Source organism: Stenotrophomonas riyadhensis (assembly GCF_040256885.1).
Taxonomy (GTDB): Bacteria; Pseudomonadota; Gammaproteobacteria; order Xanthomonadales; family Xanthomonadaceae; genus Stenotrophomonas; species Stenotrophomonas riyadhensis.
In genome coordinates this window covers 4,063,634-4,081,925 of the sequence record NZ_CP155568.1, presented here as the reverse complement: position 1 = coordinate 4,081,925, position 18,292 = coordinate 4,063,634, and the positions used below count along the sequence as shown (strand labels likewise).

Genomic DNA, 18,292 nt, shown 5'->3' with positions numbered 1-18,292 from the left:
CTGGACGATTGCTACACTTGCGCCACCTGCATTCGCATTCGATGGACACCATGAACAACGGGAACGGTCCGCAGACAGTTCGCTGAGCCGCAACAACGATGCATACGTTGTTGCGGTGATCACCCCTGCGATGCACGCGAGGTGGATGGATCACCGCCGGATTCACTCTGGGCGGAGATTCCCCATGTTCAATCGTCAGACCCCGCGTTGGGCCCATACCCTGCCATCGGCCATTGCGCTGATGGCGCCGTTCGACCTCCTGGCCTCGCTGGCCATGGATATCTATCTTCCCGTGGTACCGGTGATGCCGCAGGCATTGCAGACATCACCAGCGGTGGTGCAGCTCACGCTGAGCATCTACCTGCTGGTGCTCGGCCTGGGCCAGTTGCTGTTCGGTCCGTTGTCCGACCGCATCGGGCGGCGGCCGGTCCTGTTGCTGGGGGCGTTGCTGTTCGCGCTTGCGTCGCTTGCGTTGGCCATGTCCAGCAGCGGCGCAGCATTCCTGGCCTGGCGAACCGTGCAGGCGGTGGGAGCGTCGGCGGCATTGGTGGCGACCTTTGCCACGGTGCGTGATGTGTATGCCGATACACCCGAAGGCGCGTCGCTGTATGGGCTGTTCGCCTCGATGCTGGCCTTCGTGCCGGCGCTGGGGCCGATGCTGGGTGCGCTGGTGGCCACGGCAGCGGGCTGGCGTGCGATCTTCGTGTTGCTGGGTGTGCTTGGCCTGATCGCCTGGCTGCGCGCGCAGCGCCAGTGGCAGGAAACCCGGCCAGCAGGCAGCAGAGAGGCGCGTCCGGCACTGCGGAGGATGCTTGGCAGTGGCGCCTTCTGGACATACACGCTGGGGTTCAGTGCCGCGATGGGGACGTTCTTTGTGTTCTTCTCGATCGCACCGCGCGTGCTGGTCGGGCGCATGCAGTACTCGTCGATCGCGTTCAGCCTGGCATTCGCAACGGTGGCGCTGATGATGATCATCACCTCGCGAATGGCGAACGTCTTCATCGCACGCTGGAATACGCGCGGAACCTTCGTGCGTGGCCTGTGCGTGATGGTGGCAGGGGTGCTGCTGATGGCACTCGGTACGGCGTTGCCGTTCTCATTCGCCACTGTCGTGCTGCCCATGTGGGGCATTGCCGTAGGGCTGGTGATGGTGGTCTCGGTGGCCGCCAACGGCGCGCTGCGAGACTTCGCCGATGTGTCCGGCATGGCGGTGGCGCTGTATTACGCCGTACAGAGCGTGATCGTAGCCGGCTTCGGGACATTGGCTACCGTGCTGCTGCCGGGGGATACGGTGTGGCCGTTGGTGGCCTATGGCCTGCTGCTGCCACTGGCCAGCCTGATCGCTGTCGCGGCGTGGCCGTGCCGCGCATAGCCTTGGGCGGTGGATGAAAAAGGGGGCGGCCCTGAGGCCGCCCCAACCCGTCAAGAGAACACGTGCCTGGAACTAGAAGCGCACCGACCAGCGCACGTTCGCACTGTGATCGCGGCTCTCGCTGCCGTACTGGCCGCTGTAGCCCAGCTCCAGCTGCTGGCGCGGCGTCAGCCACGCCGCCAGGCCCAGCTCGGCCACTATGGCGTTGTCTGCAATCGGAGCGCCCTCGACCACGAAGGTGGTGCTGCTGTTGGCGAAGGCGAGGTTGCCGACCTGGCTGCGGTCGCCGGAGGCACGGCGATAGCCGACTCCGCCACGCAGGTGCAGCCAGCTGTCCTGCTGGAACGATGCCTTCAGGCCCTTGTCGAAGCGCACGCCCGCCGTGGCGATCGTGGTGCCGGTGTCGTCCACCTTGCCGTGCAGGGCAGCCGCACCGCCGCGTTCGTTGATCTGCTTCAGGTCGACCTCCACGCGTGCGACCTGCAGGTACGGCTCCAGTCCGGCCTCTGGACCACCAAAGCGATAGCCGGCTTCGATGAAGGCCTGGCGGGTATGCGCGTTGTAGCGAGCGCTCAGGCTGTCGCTGAAGCCAGCGAAGTCGACATCACGCGTGCTCTTCACCTTGTGCTTGCTCCAGGCCACGCCACCGCGCAGGCCGAAACCACCCCAGTTGTGGCCCGCATAGGCACCGAAATGGGTGTTGTCGATCTTCGACTTGGCTCGACGCTCCTGCTGCTTCACGTCGGTACGGCCGGTGCCGGCCAGCACGCCGACCTGCCAGCCGGAGAACTCGCGGTCGATGCCGACCAACAGGCCATTGCTGTTGGCTTCGGTGCGGGCGGTATTGCTGTTGCCATCCAGCTTGCTGTTGCCACCAAGGGCCTGCACCCATGCACCGGTGGCGTCGCCCGCATCGGCACCCGGGGCGACTGCACCGGCACGACGTGACAGTGCAGCATCGCGCACGTAGCGGCTGCCCTCGACCAGGGCCAATGCCGTGGCCGGATGCAGCTCGCCGCTGAGGCCGTCGAGCACGCCGCCCACCTGCTGCGGGAACAGTTGCGTCAGCGGCTTGGGCAGGCCCTGGTTGATCGCCAGCACGTCAGCGGCGCCGGCCACCGCGCGTTGATTCGGTGTGGTGGCGGCACTGGCCAGCGAGGCGCCACGGGCGACGTCGATGCGGGTGCCATTGGCCCCATAGGCCAGGCTGAACTGCAGGAAGGGCGAGAACGCACTGAAGTCGGTCTTGGCAAACTGGCCGCTGACGCCGCCATCGGCGCGGATGAAGTTGAACTGTTCACCGAGGTAGTAGGTGCCCGGCTCCGGCAGTGCGACCAGGGTGCCGCCGAGGGTGGCGGTGCCGGTTACGTGCAGCTGATCACTGCGCCCGCCCGGCGCGAGTTCGGCCGCATAGATACCGGTTGCGCCCTGCACGTAGTCGCCGTTGATGGTCAGCGTGCCGATCGAGTTTCCGGGCGCGATGATGCCGTCCACACGGGTGTTGCCCAGCGTGCCGATGCCCTTCAACAGGCCGTTGGCGCCGACCGTGGTGCTGCCGCCGGTCTGTGTGCCGTTGAAGGACACCACGCCACCGTTGACGGTCAGGTTGCTGTCCTTCAGCAGGCCGCTGGCGTTGACCGTGCTTACGCCACCGGTGGTGTTCAGCGCGGTGGAGACCAGACTGCCGTTGAGCAGGAACTGGCCACCCTGGACGTCGATCGCGGACGTGAGCGTGTTGGCACCGTTCAATTCCAGCGTGCCGTCCTGCAGCACTGCGCCGTTGAAGGTGTTGTTGCCGCTCAGGCGCAGCCAGCCGATGCCGGACTTGGTCAGCTTGCCGGGGCCGCCGATGTCGTTGGTCCAGTCATCCCAGGCGTCGCCTTCCCACACCTTCAGGCCACCGGCCTTCTGGTTCATCACCACGTTGGTGTCCACACGCAGCGAACCGTAGCCTTCGATGGCCTTGCGCAGGTCGACCATGCCCCAGCCGTAGATCTCATCAATGCCCGGATCGCCCAGGTCGCGGGCGGTGGTCAGCAGCACGTCGCGGACCTGTGCGTTGTCCAGATACGGGAAGCGCTCCATCAGCAGGCCAAGAGCGCCCGTGATGTGCGGCGCGGCCATCGACGTGCCGGTCTTGGTGCCATAGACGTAATTGGTGTTCTCGCTATCGATGATCAGCCGCACGTAGGCGGAGGTGTTCTCGATGCGGCCCTGGATATCACCGGAGACGATGGTGCTGAGGATGTCGGTGCCGGGGGCCGAGATGCACCAGTTGGCGGCAACGCCGCAGATGCTGGAACTGCCATCGATCACGTAGTCGGTTTCACCTGCGGCGGCGTTGGGCCGGCGGACATTGGCGACCGCCAGCCAGTACGGTTCCAGTTCGGGCTTCCAGCGCGGCATCGAGGCGGTGATGCCGGCAACCGCGCCGCTGCCGTTGCCGGCCGACCACACCTGGATGAGGGTGGAGCTGGGTGTATCGCCGTTGCTGGCGTAGATGCTGCCGTACACGCCGTAGTCGGCACCGATGCTGGCGTACTGCTGGTCCAGCGCGGCGGCGGTCATGTTGCGGGTGGAAATGCCCCAGCTGTGGTTGATGGCGCGGACACCCTGCGCCTGGATCTGCGCATACATGTCCAGCGTGGCGGCATCATCCGGATCGGTGCGGTACACCGCGCGCGGCCGATAGAAATTGTCGGGGTCCAGGCGCCACTCGTAGTAGGTGTCACCGAACACGCGGGCGGCGGTGAGATCCGCACCAAAGGCCACGCCATGCATGCCGGTGCCATTGCGGTTGGCGCCGATGGTGCCAAGCACATGTGTTCCGTGATCGGCATAGCTGAAGCCATAGGGCTGGCCGGCGGCGATCAGGCGTGCCGCCAGTGAGGCCGGAACGCCGGCGCCGAGTCCGTAGTAGTTGTAGCCGGGCTGTTCGCCGCGGGTCTGCCCGCAGGCACCGGTACCTGCGACGACACCCGGCGTCGCGCAGTCGGCACCGATGGTGATGCTGGAGGTATTGCGTCCTGCAAACTCCGGATGCGCCAGCGCGGAGCCCGAGTCGAACAGCGCAAGGCGTACACCCTTGCCGGTCAGACCGCGTGCATAGGCGTAGTCGGCGCCCATCGCACCCAGGCCCCAATCGGCGTTGAATTCATCGCTGCGCCAGCTGGCCGGATCGCCTGGGTTGCCGAGAACGGCGGTGCTACTGGCGGCAGGTGCAGTGGCCGTGGCTGCAGGCGCCGTGCTGGAAGCGGGCTGCGCCCACGCAGCCTGTAGCTGGCGCTGCTGCTGCCAGGCATCGAGTGATTCGCTGGCCATGGTCGGGAGTGCGGTGACCAGCAACAGCGAGCTGGCGACGGCAAGCGCCAGCGGGCGGTGCGACAGGGAGCGGGACGAACGGCCGTACAGCGGGTGATTCATCGGACAACTTCCTTGATTGACGGACATCAAAGGCCGTTAACCCCGCAGCGCGCCGATCACCCCCAGTGGTGTGAAGAAAATTTAATGAACGAGTTAAGGTTTCGTGACATGGGCATTCACTTCGTCTCCCGGCGGTCCCGCTACCGTGACCCAGCCTGGGCTCACCAGGCGTATCAGGGAGTGATGCAATGCGCGTTTTCAGGAAAGTGATCGCAGGCGCTGTGTTCGCGCTGGCATGTACCGGTTCGGTGGCGGTGGCAGGGCCGGTCGAGCCCTGCGACAAGCCGTGCTGGCGGGCTTACCAGATGTGCCTGGCCAGTGGTGCCGATGCCGGTGAATGCCAGCAGGCGTACAACACCTGCGTGGTCGATCTGTGCATGGGCGTGTGAGTCGCGCCGTTTGAGCGTTGCGTTCCGTGGAGCCCCGTCATCGACGGGGCTCTTCTGTTTCAATCGAGGATGCCGTCAGCGATACGGTAGTCTCGGCATGTCTTCATGGGCAGAGGAGTGCCATGGCCGTCAAACGTGTTGTCGCCAACATTGCCACGGCGGAGCCGCAACGGGCTGCTGCCTTCTACGGCGAGCTGCTCGGCATGCCGGTGGTGATGGACCACGGCTGGATCGTCACTCATGGCGGGCAGGGCAGCGCGCTGGCGCAGGTCAGCTTCGCCAGCGAAGGGGGTTCGGGCACCGCAGTGCCGGACCTGTCGATCGAAGTGGACAATCTGCAGGAGGTGCTGGACCGCCTGCGCGCGGCAGGCGTTGCGCTGGAGTACGGCCCGGTCGACGAACCCTGGGGCGTGCGCCGCTTCTTCGTCCGCGATCCGTTCGGCCGGTTGTTGAACATCCTCGCCCATTCCTGAGCAGCGGCGAGGACTTCAGCGGCGCGTGCCGCCTCGCTTCGGGGCTGGCGACACGCCGACCATGCGCAGGCAATCGTCCACCACCGCGCCGATGAAGGCATCGGCATCCTGCGCTGGTGCGGCGATCAGGTCGTCGGTGGCGCCGTGCACGCCGGCATAGATCAGTGAGGCGGTGACCTGCGGCGCGGGCAGCTGCCAGAGGCCATCGGTGATGCCGGCGTCGAGGATGGCCAACAGTTGCTGCTGGATTGCGTTGCGTTCGGCGTTGCCACGCTGGTGGTGGTGATGGTTGGCGTACACCACATCGTGCAGCGCATGGGTGCGCACGTAGAGCTCGATGTTGGCGCGGATCCAGGCACGCAGGCGCGCCACGCCATCGCTGGCAGGGTACTGCTGCACGGCGCGGTCGACGTCTTGCATGAAACGCTGGGTATAGCGCTGCGCCAGTGCCTGCAGGATCTCGGTGCGTGAGGCGAAATAGGTATAGAAGGTGCCCTTGGCCACGTCGGCCGCAGCAACGATGTCGCTGATGGTGGTGGCGTCCACGCCCTGCGACAGGAACAGCGCCTGCGCGGCATCCATCAGTTCTTCCTGGCGGGTTTCCGCGGGCTTGGTGCGAGGCCTGGCAACAGCTGGGGTCTGCATGGTGGGCAAGGTCCGGGTGCGACGGCCGCCATTCTAGCTGCCCTTCGGCATTGACTGACCGCCAGTCATTGACCGACGGTCAGTCAATGGCTACGATGCGCGCACATCCTCCCCCCGGGATCCGCACATGCAGCGCTTCCAACGTCCGGCCCTGGTGCTGGCCGCCTACCTCGGCACGTTCCTCGCCTCGCTGGACATCAGCATCGTCAACGTCGCACTGCCGACCCTGCAGCAGGCGTTGAATACCGACATGGCCGGCCTGCAGTGGGTGATCAATGCGTATGCGATCGCGTTGTCGGCGCTGATGCTGTCGGCGGGGCCGCTCGGGGACCGTTACGGCCATCGGCGGATGTGGTTGCTCAGCGTCGCCACCTTCACTCTTGGCTCGTTGCTCTGTGCCTGTGCCGGCAATCTTGCGACGCTGGTGGCTGGACGCGCGGTGCAGGGCATCGCGGGCGCGCTGCTGATTCCCAGCGCGATGCCGATTCTCAGTCATGCATTCCCTGATCCGCGCCAGCGCGCGCGGGCGATCGGTGGCTGGTCGGCGTTCAGTGCGTTGGCCCTGGTGCTTGGGCCGTTGCTGGGCGGGGTGCTGGTACAGCGCGCTGGGTGGCCGAGCATCTTCCTGATCAACCTGCCACTGGGCCTGCTGGCGCTCATGCTCGGTGCCTGGGGGATTCCCGAGCGGCGGCATCCAGAGCATGCCGCGCTGGATCCTGCCGGGCAGCTGCTCAGCATGGTCGCGCTGGGTGCGCTGAGTTACGGCCTGATCGCGATCGGCGAGCACGGCCTGCTGGCGCCACTGACCCTGTCGGCCATGAGCATCGCGGGCGCTGGCCTGATCCTGTTCGGCATCGTCGAACGCCGGGTGGCACGCCCACTGCTGCCGTTGGACCTGTTTGCCGATCGCCGTTTCGGCATGCTCAATCTGGCATCGTTCGTGCTGGGCTTCACCGCCTACGCGAGCCTGTTCTTCCTGTCACTGTTCTTCCAGCAGGCGCAGGGGCACAGCGCAGCACTGGCAGGCGCACAGTTGGCACCGCAGTTCCTGTTGATGGGTGTGGTCTCGTTGCTGTTCGGGCGCTTGGTCGTGCGCGTGGGGCTGCAGGCTGCGCTGGTCTCGGGCTATGCGTTGGCCGGCGTGGCGCTCTGTGCGATGGCCGCGTTCGAGCCGCTGACCTCGCGCGGATATGCCAGCGGCTTGCTGATGCTGCTCGGCATTGGAATGGGGCTGGCGGTTCCCGCGACCGGCATGGCGGTCATGGCCAGCGTGCCGGCCGAGCGCGCAGGTATCGCTTCAGCCACCATGAACGCATTGCGCCAGGCCGGCATGAGCCTGGGCATCGCGCTGCTGGGCAGCCTGATGAGCCTGCGTGCCGTGTGGCATTTCGCTGCATCCGCGCAGGCCGCAGGGCAGCCGGGGTTGGCCGCACACGCGCGCGAACTGATCCTGCAGCCTACCCCGCTGCAGGCGGCACCACCACTGCTGGCGTGGTATCGCAGTGCGATGGCCAGCGGCTTCGGCTGGGCCATGGCCGTGGCCGGCGCGCTGACCCTGCTTGCAGCCTTCGGCCTGCATCGGCAGCGCGCACCGGCCTGACGCGCAGCATTCAGCCCTGCTGGCGTTGCCGGCCCTCTGCGGTGCGTTCGATCTCCTGAGGCTGTTGTTGCTGCTGGCGCGCATTGGCGTGGCGAGCGTGTCCACCTTCACGACCGATCGCGGCCATGTGCTGGCGGTTGCGGCTGATCGCCTCGCCGCCCTTGCGGCCAGCGACACGTGCTTCGGCTGGACTGAATTCATGCGCGTTGCCAGAGGCATGTGCGGCACGCCCGCCCTTGGCAGCGATGGCGCGCTGCTTTTCCTGGTCCATTGATGCGAAACCCCGGTTGGAGCTGCGCGGGTTCTGCTCAGTCATGTGAAATCTCCTGCGGTGTGGGCGCCGCCTTCGTAGACGACGGCACCCATGCTTGGCCATCGCACGCTAAGTCCAGGTCGCCATCTTCGCCATGGCTTTCACGCGCCCTGCGCACGGGGCTGAAGACGCAGCCATTCAGGCGGGCGCCGCCTTCGCTGCCGCGATCTCGCTCAACTGCGACAGCAGGGCCGCAGGAACACAGTGAGGATGGAGTGTTGCGTAGAAGCACACGCGCATCCACCGATGATCATGATGGGGCCACCGCCCCTGTTGATAGGATGCGCAACAACGCCACTCGCCTGGCCACGACAGGGACGTAGAACATGAACAGGATTGGATTGATCGCATTGCTGGCCTGTACCGCCCCCGTCCATGCGGCCAGTCCCCTGTTGTCCGGCAGCTTTGTCCACGTCGGCTATTCGGCTACCGACGAACAACTACCGGCCACGCAGTTGCCGCTGTTCCTGGATGAACTGCAGGACCTGGGCAACGACACCCTCATCCTCGGTCAGGTGCGTGCCACGCGTGCGGGTGTGGGGTGCGCCAGCGGTGTGCAGGATTTCGAATGGATCGCCGGTTTCCCCGGCAAGCTGGGCACCGTCCTCGATGCGGCGGCCGCGCGCGGCATGAAGGTCGTGGTCGGTACCACCTACAGTTCGGGACAGTGCGGCACCTTCTGGCAAGGCCAGAACGCAACGGCTGTGGCGCAGGACGCCGCGCAGTCGCTGGCCCAGCTTGGCCAGCAGTACGGATCGCATCCGGCCTTCGCCGGCTGGTACATCACCGACGAGCCGGCACAGGTACCGGCTGACCGTGCGCCCTTCTATCGTGCGATCGTGACCGCGCTGAAGGGCAGTACCCCGTCCAGGCCGGTGATGGTCGCCCCCTACCTGGCGTCATCCAGCGTGGATCCGGCAAGTGTCGCGCGTGCGGCGGCGCAGTTCCGCACGGCTACCGGGGTGGATGTGCAGATCTGGCAGGACGGCATCGGCGCCGCCTCGCATGCGCGCTTGTTCCAGTGGGATCGCCCGGGTCATTCCACCGAGGCGTATTACGAGGCGCTGTCGGCGGCGTTGGGTGCCAGCGGCCTGTGGGCCGATATCGAACTGTTCAACCATGGCAGTCCGTTGTTCCTGGAGGCCGGCAACGGGTTGTCCGGCGCCTACCGCTCCGCTTCGGTGCAGCGCATCAACCAGCAGTTGTGGAGTGCGCGTTCGGCCGGCAAGCGCGTTGCCTGGCTCAACCAGTACCACATGTCCGAGGTGGTCGGTCCCGGCCAGGGCTATGCCGAATCGCCGCGGATGATGAACACCTATCGCGGGCTGTATGGGCTCGGCGCGTCCTACCTCGTCGATCCGGTGCAGACCGCGTACAGCTACAGCGTGGCACCGGATGCGAACTATCCGGACAGCAGTGGCCACGAGCTGTTCGATCGTCGGGTGGGGGACCCGCGCAATCCGATGGATGCCGGCTGGGTGGGCGTGCACGGCAACGTCAGCATCACCATCGACCTCGGCCAGCGTCGGCGGGTGGACTGGATCGGCCTGCACACGATGACTCGCCCCGGATGGGGCATCGTCACGCCGACGTCGGTGGAGGTGATGTGCACTGAGCCGGGTACTGCAGCAACCAGCATCGGCATGTTGTCGGCGCCGTTCACCCAGGCCGGACTCAGTGGATCGACCGAGGAGGAATACGTGCTGGGCAACGCGGCGCCCCTGGCTGCGCAGTGCCGTACACTGGAGCTGCGGCTGGCCAATGGCAACTGGACCTTCCTCAGCGAGATCGAGATCGCGGCCGAGCAGTAGCGATGTCAGCGTTGGCGTGCGTCGTGCAGCCGCTGTGCGAACGGCTGCTGTTCAAGCGCCTGCAGTGCGTCGCGCAGCACCTGCTCCAGTGACTGCCCGAGATCGGTATCCAGGCTGCGCGCCGCGCGCGCCGTAGCCTGCCACTGTGCCTGCAGCGCCGGCAGGACCTGCAGCGCCTGCGGGCTGAGCTGCAGGATGCGCTCGCGGCTGTCCTCGCCGATGGCGGTATGCAGCCAGCCGTCGTGCACCATCGCTGAAACCGTCTGGCTGAGCGCCGAATGGCTGAGCCCGCAGGCCAGTGCCAGGTCCTTGATGCGGCAGGGGCCCTGCGCCATCAACGTGCGCAGCACCGGGGTGTAGCGCGGCCGGTAGTCCAGCTGCAGGTCGCGATAGGCCTGTTCGACCGCCGGATCGAGCTGATCAAGCAGGGCGCGCAGCAGGGTGCCCAGGGTGGCGTGTTGGAGATCCATGGGCGCGATGATATATAAGCACTTACATATCATCAACGTGGGGTGCGGTCATGGCGGTTTCGTGGATGCTGGGCGCGGTGCTGGCGGCGTCCTGCCCGGCCCAGGACGCGGTGCTGCAGGCGGCGGCCACGGCGATACAGGCGCACTACCTGGACGTGGCCGAGGGCGCGCGCATTGCCGGGGCCGTGCGCGGCTGGTCCAGCCAGCAGCGCTATGTGGACAGCTGCGCGGACCCGAAGGTCTTCAGTGCGCGCCTGAACCAGGACCTGGACGTGTTCGACGGCCACTTCCATGTGGAACGGGTGGATGCCCGCGCCGGGCAGGACGATTGGCTGATGGCCTGGCGCGCGGATGCGCGTGGCAATGCTGCGGGCGTGCGCGAAGTGCGGGTGCTGGAGGGCAACATCGGTTACCTGCGCCTGAGCAGCTTCTACCCGCTGGATCTGGCCCGGCCCAAGCTGGCGGCGGCGTTCAGCCTGCTGGCCGACACCGATGGCCTGGTGCTGGACCTGCGCCAGAACGGGGGCGGTGATGATGGCAGCGCGGACCTGCTGGTGCGCACGCTGCTGGAGCCAGGCGTCACCGCAGTGCAGGCGCTTGAGCAGCGTGGCAGGCGTACCCCCGTACTGCTGCCGCCAGCGAGCCTGCCTTTGTACCTGAAGCCGCTAGTGGTGCTGATCGACCGCCGTACCGGTTCGGCCGCCGAGTTCGTGGCGTACTCGCTGCAGGCGCTGGGACGAGCGCAGATCGTCGGCAGTCGCAGCGGCGGCGCCGCGCATATGTTCGATGATCCTGTGCTGCTGCCGGATGGCTATCAGATCAGCATTCCGGACCGGCAGCCGATCAATCTGCGCACCGGCGGCAACTGGGAGAAGCGCGGCGTCATGCCTGATACGCCAGGAGGTGATGATCCGTTGTTCATCGCACGGCAGCTGCTGGCCCCGATGAAGTCGTCAGGATGAACGCATATCTGCAACGCCGTCCTATCGCGGATGCGCGGCTGCATGCCTAGAATCGAAGCATCCCGGTAGTTCCCGGGCGCTTCGAGTGAATGGACTCAATGAAGATTCTGTTGACCGGCAGTTCCGGGCGGATCGGGCGGGCGATCTTCGGCGCGTTGGCGGCGGCCCATGAAGTGGTGGGGCTGGATCGCAGCCCGTTCGCCACGACGCGAATCATTGCCGATGTCACTGATCGTCAGGCGGTCACGCGGGCGGTGCAGGGTGTCGACGCGGTCATCCATACCGCAGCGTTGCATGCCCCGCACGTCGGGCTGGTGCCGGATGCGGTGTTCCAGCAGATCAATGTGGACGCCACCGCGCACCTGCTGCAGGCGGCACGCGAGGCCGGTGCACGGCGCTTCGTGCTGACCAGCACCACCGCCCTCTACGGTCACGCGGTGGTGGCCGGCGGCTGCCGCTGGATCGACGAGGACACCGAGCCTCTGCCGCGCACCATCTACCATCGCACCAAGCTGCAGGCCGAGGCTCTGGCCGAAGCCGCAACCGCGCCCGGTTTCAGTGTGCGCGTGCTGCGCATGGGCCGCTGCTTCCCGGAACCGCCCGAGCGCATGGCGATGTTCCGCCTGCACCGTGGCATCGACGCGCGCGACGTGGCCAGCGCACATGCCGCGCTGCTGCACGATGAGGGCGCTGCCTTCGCCCGCTACATTGCCTGCGCACCGACGCCGTTCCGGCGCGAGGATTGCCTGGAACTGGCGACCCAACCACGCGGGGTGCTGGCCCGCCGCGCCCCGCAGTTGCTGGCCGAGTTCGAGCGCCGTGGCTGGCCGCTGCCGCTGAGCATCGACCGCGTCTACGACAGTGCGCTCATGCGCAGCGAACTCGGCTGGCAGCCGCGCTTCGGTCCGGACGATGTGCTCCAGCAGTACGCCGCTGGCAGCATCGAAGTGCTGCCGCGGGCGGAATGGATCAAGGACCGCGTGGCCGAATAGGGCGGCCGCGGGGCGGGTTCCTGACCCGACCCTGAGCAGGTTCAGGAATGTGCAGGCCGGCCGCCTCAACCTCGTTGGCAGGCGGCCGCTAACCCGGTGCGCTTCCAGTGCCGGGCATGCCCCGGCGGCCGGTGGCCTGCGCGATGGATCGCGCGCCTGCGCGGTGCCCTCGCGGCGCCGGTCGTCCTGAACTGCCTTGCGGACCTTTCCATGCCTCCTTCCCGCTCCGCCGCTGCCCGCCGCCCGGGCAGCATTGCCCACAAGCTGATGCTGGGCACCGCTGTGATCGCACTGCTGTGCTTCGGCCTGACCGCGTTCCTGATCTACCGCCAGGCCAGCGCCAGCCTGATCAACGCCTCGCGCCAGACCCTGTCCAGCGAAGCCACCGCCGAAGCGCGCCAGGTCTCGGCTGACCTGGGCACCGCTTTCGCCAGCAACGATGCCATGGTCGAAACCGTGCTCGCCCAGCGTGCGCGCGGTGACGTGCCCGATCGCGCCAGCCTGGCGGCAGTACTCGGCGAACAGCTGCGTACCCACCCGGAGTGGCTGGGCAAGAGCACCATGTGGGAGGCCGATGCCTTCGACGGCAAGGATGCCGAGTTCGTCAACACTGAAGCGCACGACGCCACCGGTCGCTACATGAGCTACTGGGCCTGGCACGACGGCAAGCCGCAGCAGTCGCAGATGACCGACTACACCGAGACCGCCAGCGGTTCCGGTGACTGGTACATGGTGCCCAGCCGCGACCAGCTGCCCAAGGTCAGCGAGCCCTATGCCTATGACATCGCCGGCCAGCAGGTGCTGATGAGCACGCTGAGCACGCCCATTGTCGAGAATGGCAGGTTCCTCGGCGTGTTCACCGTCGATTTCTCGCTGGCGGCGCTGCAGAAGCACCTGGCGACGTTGAAGCCGATGGGGGCTGGCAGCGTCGAACTGCTGTCGCCGAAGGGCGTGGTGCTGGCCTCGGCCAATGCCGCTGAGATCGGCAAGCCACGCAGCGACGCGCTGACCCGCAGCATGCTGGCCGACATCGCTGCCGACCGTCCGTTCGAGGCTTTCAGCCCCGATGCGGCCGGCAACGTGCGCGTGTACGTGCCGCTGCGCGTGGGCGACGCCCCGCAGCGCTTCGCGCTGGGCGTGGTGATGCCGCATTCGGTGATCGTCGCAGAGGCACGTCAGTTGCTGTGGCTGACCCTGCTGGTCGGTGTGGTGGCAGCATTGACCCTCAGTGCGGGTGTCTATGTTCTGCTGCGCCGGTTGGCAATCCGTCCGTTGGCCGAAGCTGTGCGCGTGGCCGGTGATGTCGCCGCTGGCAAGCTGGACAGCACCCTGCCGGCACGCAGCAATGACGAAGTGGGGCGCCTGCTGGACGCGATGCAGGGCATGCGCGGCCAGCTGCAGGCGGTGATGGCGGCGCAGGCGGAAATGGCGCGCCGCCACGATGCCGGCGAGCTCAGTTACCGCATGGACGCCGCGGCGTTCCCGGGCGAGTACGGCCGCATGGTGGCCGATAGCAACCAGCTGGTGGCCTCCAGCAACGCGGTCACCCAGCGCCTGGTTGAAGTGATGCAGCGCTACGCCGTTGGCGACCTCAGTCAGGACATGGAAGCGCTGCCGGGCGAGAAGGCGGTGTTCACCGCCGCGATGGCCACCACCAAGCGGAACCTGGCCGCGATCAATGAACAGATCCAGCAGCTGGCTGCTGCGGCCGCTGCCGGTGACTTCGCGGTGCGTGGCGATGCCCTGTGCTTCGACCACGACTTCCGCCGCATGGTGGAAACCCTCAATACCATGATGCAGGTGAGCGACCACAACCTGGCCGAGCTGTCGACACTGCTGCGCGCGATCGCCGCAGGCGACCTCAGCGCGCGCATGCAGGGCGACTTCCACGGCGTGTTCGCGGTGATGCGCGACGATGCCAACAGCACCGTGCAGCAGCTGACCCGGATCGTCGGCCAGATCCAGCAGTCGGCGGCCAGCATCCGCCTGGCCGCGGGTGAAATTGCCGCGGGCAACAGCGACCTGTCGCGGCGTACCGAGCAGCAGGCCGCCAACCTGGAAGAAACGGCGGCCTCGATGGAGGAATTGACCTCCACCGTGCGCCAGAACGCCGACCACGCGCTGCAGGCCAATACCCTGGCCGGTTCCGCGGCCGGCGTTGCCAGCGAAGGCGGGCAGGTGGTCAGCCAGGTGGTGCAGACGATGGAGCAGATCGAAGCCTCCTCGCAGCGCATTGCCGAGATCATTTCGGTGATCGATGGGATCGCCTTCCAGACCAACATCCTGGCGCTGAATGCGGCGGTGGAAGCGGCGCGTGCCGGCGAGCAGGGCCGTGGCTTCGCCGTGGTCGCCAGCGAAGTGCGTGCGCTGGCACAGCGATCGGCGGGTGCGGCCAAGGAGATCAAGGAGCTGATCGACGCCTCGGTGGCGCAGGTCGGTGCCGGTGCGCAGCTGGTGCACGGCGCGGGCCGTACCATGCAGGAAATCGTCGGCCAGGTCGGCCGGGTCAACGAGATCATGGCCGAGATCTCGGCGGCCTCGCGCGAGCAGTCGGCGGGCATCGAGCAGGTCAACCAGACCGTGGTGCAGATGGACGAGACCACCCAGCAGAACGCCGCGCTGGTGGAAGAAGCCAGCGCCGCCGCGCGGGCGATGGAAGAACAGGCCGAGCAGCTGGCGGTGGCGGTCTCGCGTTTCCGCCTGCAGGCCGAGCCGGTCGCCGTGGCACGCCACGCGGCCTGAGTCCCGGCATGCGCAAAAGAAGACGCCCGGCCAAAGCCGGGCGTCGTCGTTTCTGCTCGCCGGTGTGCCGGAATCAGGTCCGGCAGCTGCAATGGCTCAGAACATCCCTTCGAAGGGGTTCCAGCTGGCCCTGCCCTTCACCTGTTCCAGGTAGTAGCTGTAGTTGGTGCTGGAGGCGACCAGGAAGTTCATGGCGATGAACAGCGCACGGGCGACGATGTCCGGCAGGAACAGGGCGACGAGGGTCAGCACGATGTTGATGCCGAGCACGACCAGCGCCTTGCGCCACATGCCCAGGATGAGCAGGTAGATGAAGCCGAAGAAGAAGGCGAAGAAATTGATGTTGACCTTCAGCCGGTCGCCGAAGGACAACGCCTTCCAGGCCTGCTTGAAACCCGGCTCCTTGGGCGCGCCGTGCTGCTGGAAGAAGTTGAAGCGGAACTGCCACTTCGGGCTGAAGCGGGAGAGGTCGACTGTGTTCATTGACGTATACGTCCTTGTAGGAAAACGGTTCCATGATAGATGTCGCGAATTCAGGAAACTACCCTCCGGCGTCAAAAATGTGACGTTCTTTGCCGTGTGAAGCTGCGGCTGTGCGCCGCACCGTCACCCATCCGCCTTGTTTTTAGGATAGGGTGCGCAGTTCCGCTGCCGCCCCAGCTGAATCCGTGCGGCGGCGGGATGTCCATGGAGGTTGCATGACCACACCTGCTACACCGGAAAACGCACCGGGACCGGTGCTCCTGCCGACACCTGAAGTGGTGCAGGCACAACAACTGCTCGCACGCCAGCAACTGGCGGTGGCAATGGACCGTGCGCGCACGGCTGCCACGCAGGATGCGGCCCAGGCCGCCCTGGAAAGCGAGTGATCCGCAACACCGCCGATCGCGCTGGCCTGTCGCCAGCGCGATCGCGGCGCGCGCCGCCGGTCAGAACCGCGCGGTCATGCTCAGGAAATAGCTGCGTCCGGCCACGAAGTAGTCGGTGGAGCCTTCGGCATACAGCTTCTTGTCGGCCAGGTTGCTGACGCCGCCGCGCAGGGTCAGCACCTCGTTGACGTTCCACGCTGCGGTCAGGTCATACAGGGTGTAGGCCTTGAGGAAGGTCGTCGCCGTGCCGGTCTGCTTGCCGGTGTACTGCGCCGACAGGCTGCTGGAGAACACCGTACCGGGCGTCCAGTCCAGCGACGAGTAGCCGGAGAATTCCGGTGTATCGATCAGGTTCCTGCCGGTGGTCAGGTTCTTGGCCTCCTTCATCCAGGTGGCCGAGGTACGCCAGCGCCAGTGCTCACCGAAGCGGAAGTTGAGGTTGCCTTCCATGCCGCTGGTGCGCGCCCGCTGCACGTTGCTCATGCGCGTCCACCAGATGCCGTTGAACTGGCCCAGTGGGGCGTACTCGATCTTGTTCCTGAAGTCGGTATGGAAGTAGGTCAGGCCGGCATCCACCAGATCGTTGTCGAAGCTGATGCCGATCTCACGGTTGGTGCTGGTTTCCGGATCCAGGTCCGGGTTGCCGGCCATGTAGCAGCCGCCACGGGTATAGCCCAGCGGAATCAGCGAGGTGCAGCCACGACCACCGGACTGGGTGGCGGCGGTGGCCGAATTCTCGGTCAGGCTGGGCGCGCGGAAGCCTTTGGAAACGCCGCCTCGGATCGTCCACTGCTCGGCCGGATGCCAGACCAGGTAGGCACGCGGGCTGACGTGGCTGCCGAACTTCTCATGGTGGTCCAGGCGTGCGCCCAGGGTCAGCGCCAGGGTGCGGTGCAGCTTCAGTTCGTCCTCGACGAACAGCGCCCAGGTGTCCACTTCCAGGTTGGAGCCGCTGACGGCATTGCCGGCATAGTCGATCGGCGCACGGCCGATGGTATCGGTGTTGGTCAGTTCCTGGCGCTTCCACTGGCCGCCCACGGCAAACTGGTGTTCAACCCCCAGGGTGAACGGCGTGGTCAGGCTGCCTTCGATGATCGTATCGGTGGCCTCGGAGCGGCCGGTGGCACCGATGTCGTTCTTGTACTCGGTCCAGTAGGCGCTGAGCTTCGAGTTGCCGAAGCTCCACTTGCCATCGTGATTGAGGGCCAGCGAGCTGCGCTTGAGTTCACTGGCGCCCCAGGCGCCTTCGTCCTGTTTTTCCAACGAGGCATCGATGAAGGCCTGCTGCACGCCATGACCAGCTTCCAGCGACAGATCCTGGGCGTCGCTGAGCTTCCATTGCAGCAGGGCGTCAACATTGCGGTCCTTCTCGCCGGCGTAGGCATTGCCATAGACGCCGCCGTTGGACCGGTCCGAGTCGCGGCGCATGCTGTTGGCGCCGATACGCAGGCCGAAGCGTTCACCAAGCGGGCCGGAGAACGTCGCGCCGATCTGCTGGGTATCGCCGCGCTTGCCATCGCCCGGGCGGGTATAGCTGTGGGTGGCGCTGCCATTCCAGTCATCGCCGATGCGCTTGGTGATGATGTTGATCACGCCGCCCATGGCGTCGGAGCCGTACAGCGACGACATCGGTCCGCGTACCACCTCGATGCGTTCGATCTGGTCGGGCGAGATCCAGTTCAGATCCTGGCGGCCGAGGTCGGGGCGGTAATTGGTCGAGGCCGAGCTGCCCATGCGCTTGCCGTCCACCAGCACCAGCGTGTAGTTGGAGGGCATGCCGCGCAGCTTGATCTTGGACTGCTCGCCCGCCGCGCTGAGGCCGCCGGTTACGCCCGGCACGCGGCTGAGCAGGGTGGCCAGGTCGTGCACCGGCTGGCGCTCGATGTCCTCGCGGCTGATCACGCTGATGCTGGCCGGGGCATCCTTGATCCATTGCTGGTTGCCCGAGGCGGTGACCACCACGGTATCCAGGTCCTTGGTGGAGGCATCTGCGCTGGCTTCGGCGGCGGCCAGGCCGGGCAGGGCCAGCAGGCAGGCGGTGGCCAGGGCGGTGGCCAGGTGGGTGCGCGGCAGGCGCGGGGAACGGGAACGGGACGGCAGGGACATGACGGCTTCCATCGGAGAGAGTAGGGACCCGGTGGAAACGGCAGGCGCAGGCGGACCGCAGGCAGCCCCTTCCATGGGTCGTCGGCGCGCGGTGTGGACCGGCGCAGCTGGGTGGGTCTCAGCCG

15 protein-coding genes are annotated in these 18,292 nt (G+C 66.6%); 9 read left to right on the top strand and 6 right to left on the bottom strand.

What is annotated here, in order from left to right; translation table 11 throughout:
• Window positions 1-184: 184 nt before the first annotated feature.
• Window positions 185-1,372, top strand: a complete 1,188-nt coding sequence (gene cml / locus SriyCCGPB3_RS18820) for a CmlA/FloR family chloramphenicol efflux MFS transporter (RefSeq protein WP_350259620.1) — start codon at window positions 185-187, stop codon at window positions 1,370-1,372.
• 72 nt (window positions 1,373-1,444) lie between these two features.
• On the opposite strand, the gene SriyCCGPB3_RS18815 is transcribed toward cml, so the two are convergent.
• Window positions 1,445-4,795 carry an autotransporter domain-containing protein gene (locus SriyCCGPB3_RS18815; protein WP_350259619.1) on the bottom strand — a complete coding sequence of 1,117 codons (3,351 nt, stop codon included), beginning with the start codon at window positions 4,793-4,795 and terminating at the stop codon, window positions 1,445-1,447.
• A 188-nt stretch (window positions 4,796-4,983) separates the two neighbouring features.
• Here SriyCCGPB3_RS18815 and SriyCCGPB3_RS18810 point away from each other — a divergent pair, with 188 nt between their 5' ends.
• Window positions 4,984-5,184 carry a hypothetical protein gene (locus SriyCCGPB3_RS18810; RefSeq protein ID WP_049449083.1) on the top strand — a complete coding sequence of 67 codons (201 nt, stop codon included), beginning with the start codon at window positions 4,984-4,986 and terminating at the stop codon, window positions 5,182-5,184.
• A gap of 122 nt (window positions 5,185-5,306) precedes the next feature.
• Window positions 5,307-5,657, top strand: a complete 351-nt coding sequence (locus SriyCCGPB3_RS18805) for a VOC family protein (RefSeq protein WP_094001326.1) — start codon at window positions 5,307-5,309, stop codon at window positions 5,655-5,657.
• A gap of 15 nt (window positions 5,658-5,672) precedes the next feature.
• Here SriyCCGPB3_RS18805 and SriyCCGPB3_RS18800 read toward each other — a convergent pair whose 3' ends face one another.
• Window positions 5,673-6,302 (bottom strand): TetR/AcrR family transcriptional regulator, encoded by a 630-nt coding sequence (locus tag SriyCCGPB3_RS18800; RefSeq protein ID WP_153854587.1) that lies wholly within the window; start codon window positions 6,300-6,302, stop codon window positions 5,673-5,675.
• Between the two features lie 127 nt (window positions 6,303-6,429).
• On the opposite strand from SriyCCGPB3_RS18800, the gene SriyCCGPB3_RS18795 reads away from it, so the two are divergent.
• Window positions 6,430-7,902: an MFS transporter gene (locus tag SriyCCGPB3_RS18795; RefSeq protein WP_153854586.1), complete on the top strand. Its 1,473-nt coding sequence runs from the start codon at window positions 6,430-6,432 to the stop codon at window positions 7,900-7,902.
• Window positions 7,903-7,912: 10 nt separating this feature from the next.
• On the opposite strand, the gene SriyCCGPB3_RS18790 is transcribed toward SriyCCGPB3_RS18795, so the two are convergent.
• On the bottom strand, window positions 7,913-8,218 hold the full coding sequence (locus SriyCCGPB3_RS18790; RefSeq protein ID WP_110713835.1) for a KGG domain-containing protein: 306 nt from the start codon (window positions 8,216-8,218) through the stop codon (window positions 7,913-7,915).
• Window positions 8,219-8,541: 323 nt separating this feature from the next.
• Between SriyCCGPB3_RS18790 and SriyCCGPB3_RS18785 the strand changes: the two genes are divergently transcribed.
• The gene (locus SriyCCGPB3_RS18785) at window positions 8,542-10,026 is read left to right on the top strand and encodes a DUF4434 domain-containing protein (RefSeq protein WP_153854585.1); all 1,485 of its coding nucleotides are present in this window, start codon (window positions 8,542-8,544) and stop codon (window positions 10,024-10,026) included.
• Between the two features lie 5 nt (window positions 10,027-10,031).
• Here the strand turns inward: SriyCCGPB3_RS18785 and SriyCCGPB3_RS18780 are convergent, their stop codons facing one another.
• Entirely contained in the window at window positions 10,032-10,496 is a 465-nt protein-coding gene (locus SriyCCGPB3_RS18780) for a MarR family winged helix-turn-helix transcriptional regulator (protein ID WP_153854584.1), read from the bottom strand.
• 50 nt (window positions 10,497-10,546) lie between these two features.
• Here SriyCCGPB3_RS18780 and SriyCCGPB3_RS18775 point away from each other — a divergent pair, with 50 nt between their 5' ends.
• The 3 genes from SriyCCGPB3_RS18775 to SriyCCGPB3_RS18765 all read left to right on the top strand — a co-directional run bounded on the left by SriyCCGPB3_RS18775 (window position 10,547) and on the right by SriyCCGPB3_RS18765 (window position 15,192).
• Window positions 10,547-11,458 (top strand): S41 family peptidase, encoded by a 912-nt coding sequence (locus SriyCCGPB3_RS18775; protein ID WP_153854583.1) that lies wholly within the window; start codon window positions 10,547-10,549, stop codon window positions 11,456-11,458.
• A 98-nt stretch (window positions 11,459-11,556) separates the two neighbouring features.
• Window positions 11,557-12,450, top strand: coding sequence for an NAD-dependent epimerase/dehydratase family protein (locus SriyCCGPB3_RS18770; protein WP_110713829.1), 894 nt, complete (start codon window positions 11,557-11,559; stop codon window positions 12,448-12,450).
• Between the two features lie 210 nt (window positions 12,451-12,660).
• Window positions 12,661-15,192: a methyl-accepting chemotaxis protein gene (locus tag SriyCCGPB3_RS18765; RefSeq protein WP_110713827.1), complete on the top strand. Its 2,532-nt coding sequence runs from the start codon at window positions 12,661-12,663 to the stop codon at window positions 15,190-15,192.
• Window positions 15,193-15,288: 96 nt separating this feature from the next.
• Here the strand turns inward: SriyCCGPB3_RS18765 and SriyCCGPB3_RS18760 are convergent, their stop codons facing one another.
• On the bottom strand, window positions 15,289-15,675 hold the full coding sequence (locus SriyCCGPB3_RS18760) for a DUF2628 domain-containing protein (RefSeq protein WP_110713826.1): 387 nt from the start codon (window positions 15,673-15,675) through the stop codon (window positions 15,289-15,291).
• A 215-nt stretch (window positions 15,676-15,890) separates the two neighbouring features.
• Between SriyCCGPB3_RS18760 and SriyCCGPB3_RS18755 the strand changes: the two genes are divergently transcribed.
• Window positions 15,891-16,061: a hypothetical protein gene (locus SriyCCGPB3_RS18755; RefSeq protein WP_180847132.1), complete on the top strand. Its 171-nt coding sequence runs from the start codon at window positions 15,891-15,893 to the stop codon at window positions 16,059-16,061.
• Window positions 16,062-16,121: 60 nt separating this feature from the next.
• On the opposite strand, the gene SriyCCGPB3_RS18750 is transcribed toward SriyCCGPB3_RS18755, so the two are convergent.
• A complete protein-coding gene (locus SriyCCGPB3_RS18750; RefSeq protein ID WP_164162153.1) occupies window positions 16,122-18,167 on the bottom strand; it encodes a TonB-dependent receptor domain-containing protein in 2,046 nt (681 codons plus the stop codon).
• Between the last annotated feature and the right edge of the window lie 125 nt (window positions 18,168-18,292).

Coding starts and splice junctions, on each gene's coding strand:
- cml (WP_350259620.1), top strand. CDS start 185: ATGTTCAATCGTCAGACCCCGCGTTGGGCCCATACCCTGCCATCGGCC.
- SriyCCGPB3_RS18815 (WP_350259619.1), bottom strand. CDS start 4,795: ATGAATCACCCGCTGTACGGCCGTTCGTCCCGCTCCCTGTCGCACCGC.
- SriyCCGPB3_RS18810 (WP_049449083.1), top strand. CDS start 4,984: ATGCGCGTTTTCAGGAAAGTGATCGCAGGCGCTGTGTTCGCGCTGGCA.
- SriyCCGPB3_RS18805 (WP_094001326.1), top strand. CDS start 5,307: ATGGCCGTCAAACGTGTTGTCGCCAACATTGCCACGGCGGAGCCGCAA.
- SriyCCGPB3_RS18800 (WP_153854587.1), bottom strand. CDS start 6,302: ATGCAGACCCCAGCTGTTGCCAGGCCTCGCACCAAGCCCGCGGAAACC.
- SriyCCGPB3_RS18795 (WP_153854586.1), top strand. CDS start 6,430: ATGCAGCGCTTCCAACGTCCGGCCCTGGTGCTGGCCGCCTACCTCGGC.
- SriyCCGPB3_RS18790 (WP_110713835.1), bottom strand. CDS start 8,218: ATGACTGAGCAGAACCCGCGCAGCTCCAACCGGGGTTTCGCATCAATG.
- SriyCCGPB3_RS18785 (WP_153854585.1), top strand. CDS start 8,542: ATGAACAGGATTGGATTGATCGCATTGCTGGCCTGTACCGCCCCCGTC.
- SriyCCGPB3_RS18780 (WP_153854584.1), bottom strand. CDS start 10,496: ATGGATCTCCAACACGCCACCCTGGGCACCCTGCTGCGCGCCCTGCTT.
- SriyCCGPB3_RS18775 (WP_153854583.1), top strand. CDS start 10,547: ATGGCGGTTTCGTGGATGCTGGGCGCGGTGCTGGCGGCGTCCTGCCCG.
- SriyCCGPB3_RS18770 (WP_110713829.1), top strand. CDS start 11,557: ATGAAGATTCTGTTGACCGGCAGTTCCGGGCGGATCGGGCGGGCGATC.
- SriyCCGPB3_RS18765 (WP_110713827.1), top strand. CDS start 12,661: ATGCCTCCTTCCCGCTCCGCCGCTGCCCGCCGCCCGGGCAGCATTGCC.
- SriyCCGPB3_RS18760 (WP_110713826.1), bottom strand. CDS start 15,675: ATGAACACAGTCGACCTCTCCCGCTTCAGCCCGAAGTGGCAGTTCCGC.
- SriyCCGPB3_RS18755 (WP_180847132.1), top strand. CDS start 15,891: ATGACCACACCTGCTACACCGGAAAACGCACCGGGACCGGTGCTCCTG.
- SriyCCGPB3_RS18750 (WP_164162153.1), bottom strand. CDS start 18,167: ATGTCCCTGCCGTCCCGTTCCCGTTCCCCGCGCCTGCCGCGCACCCAC.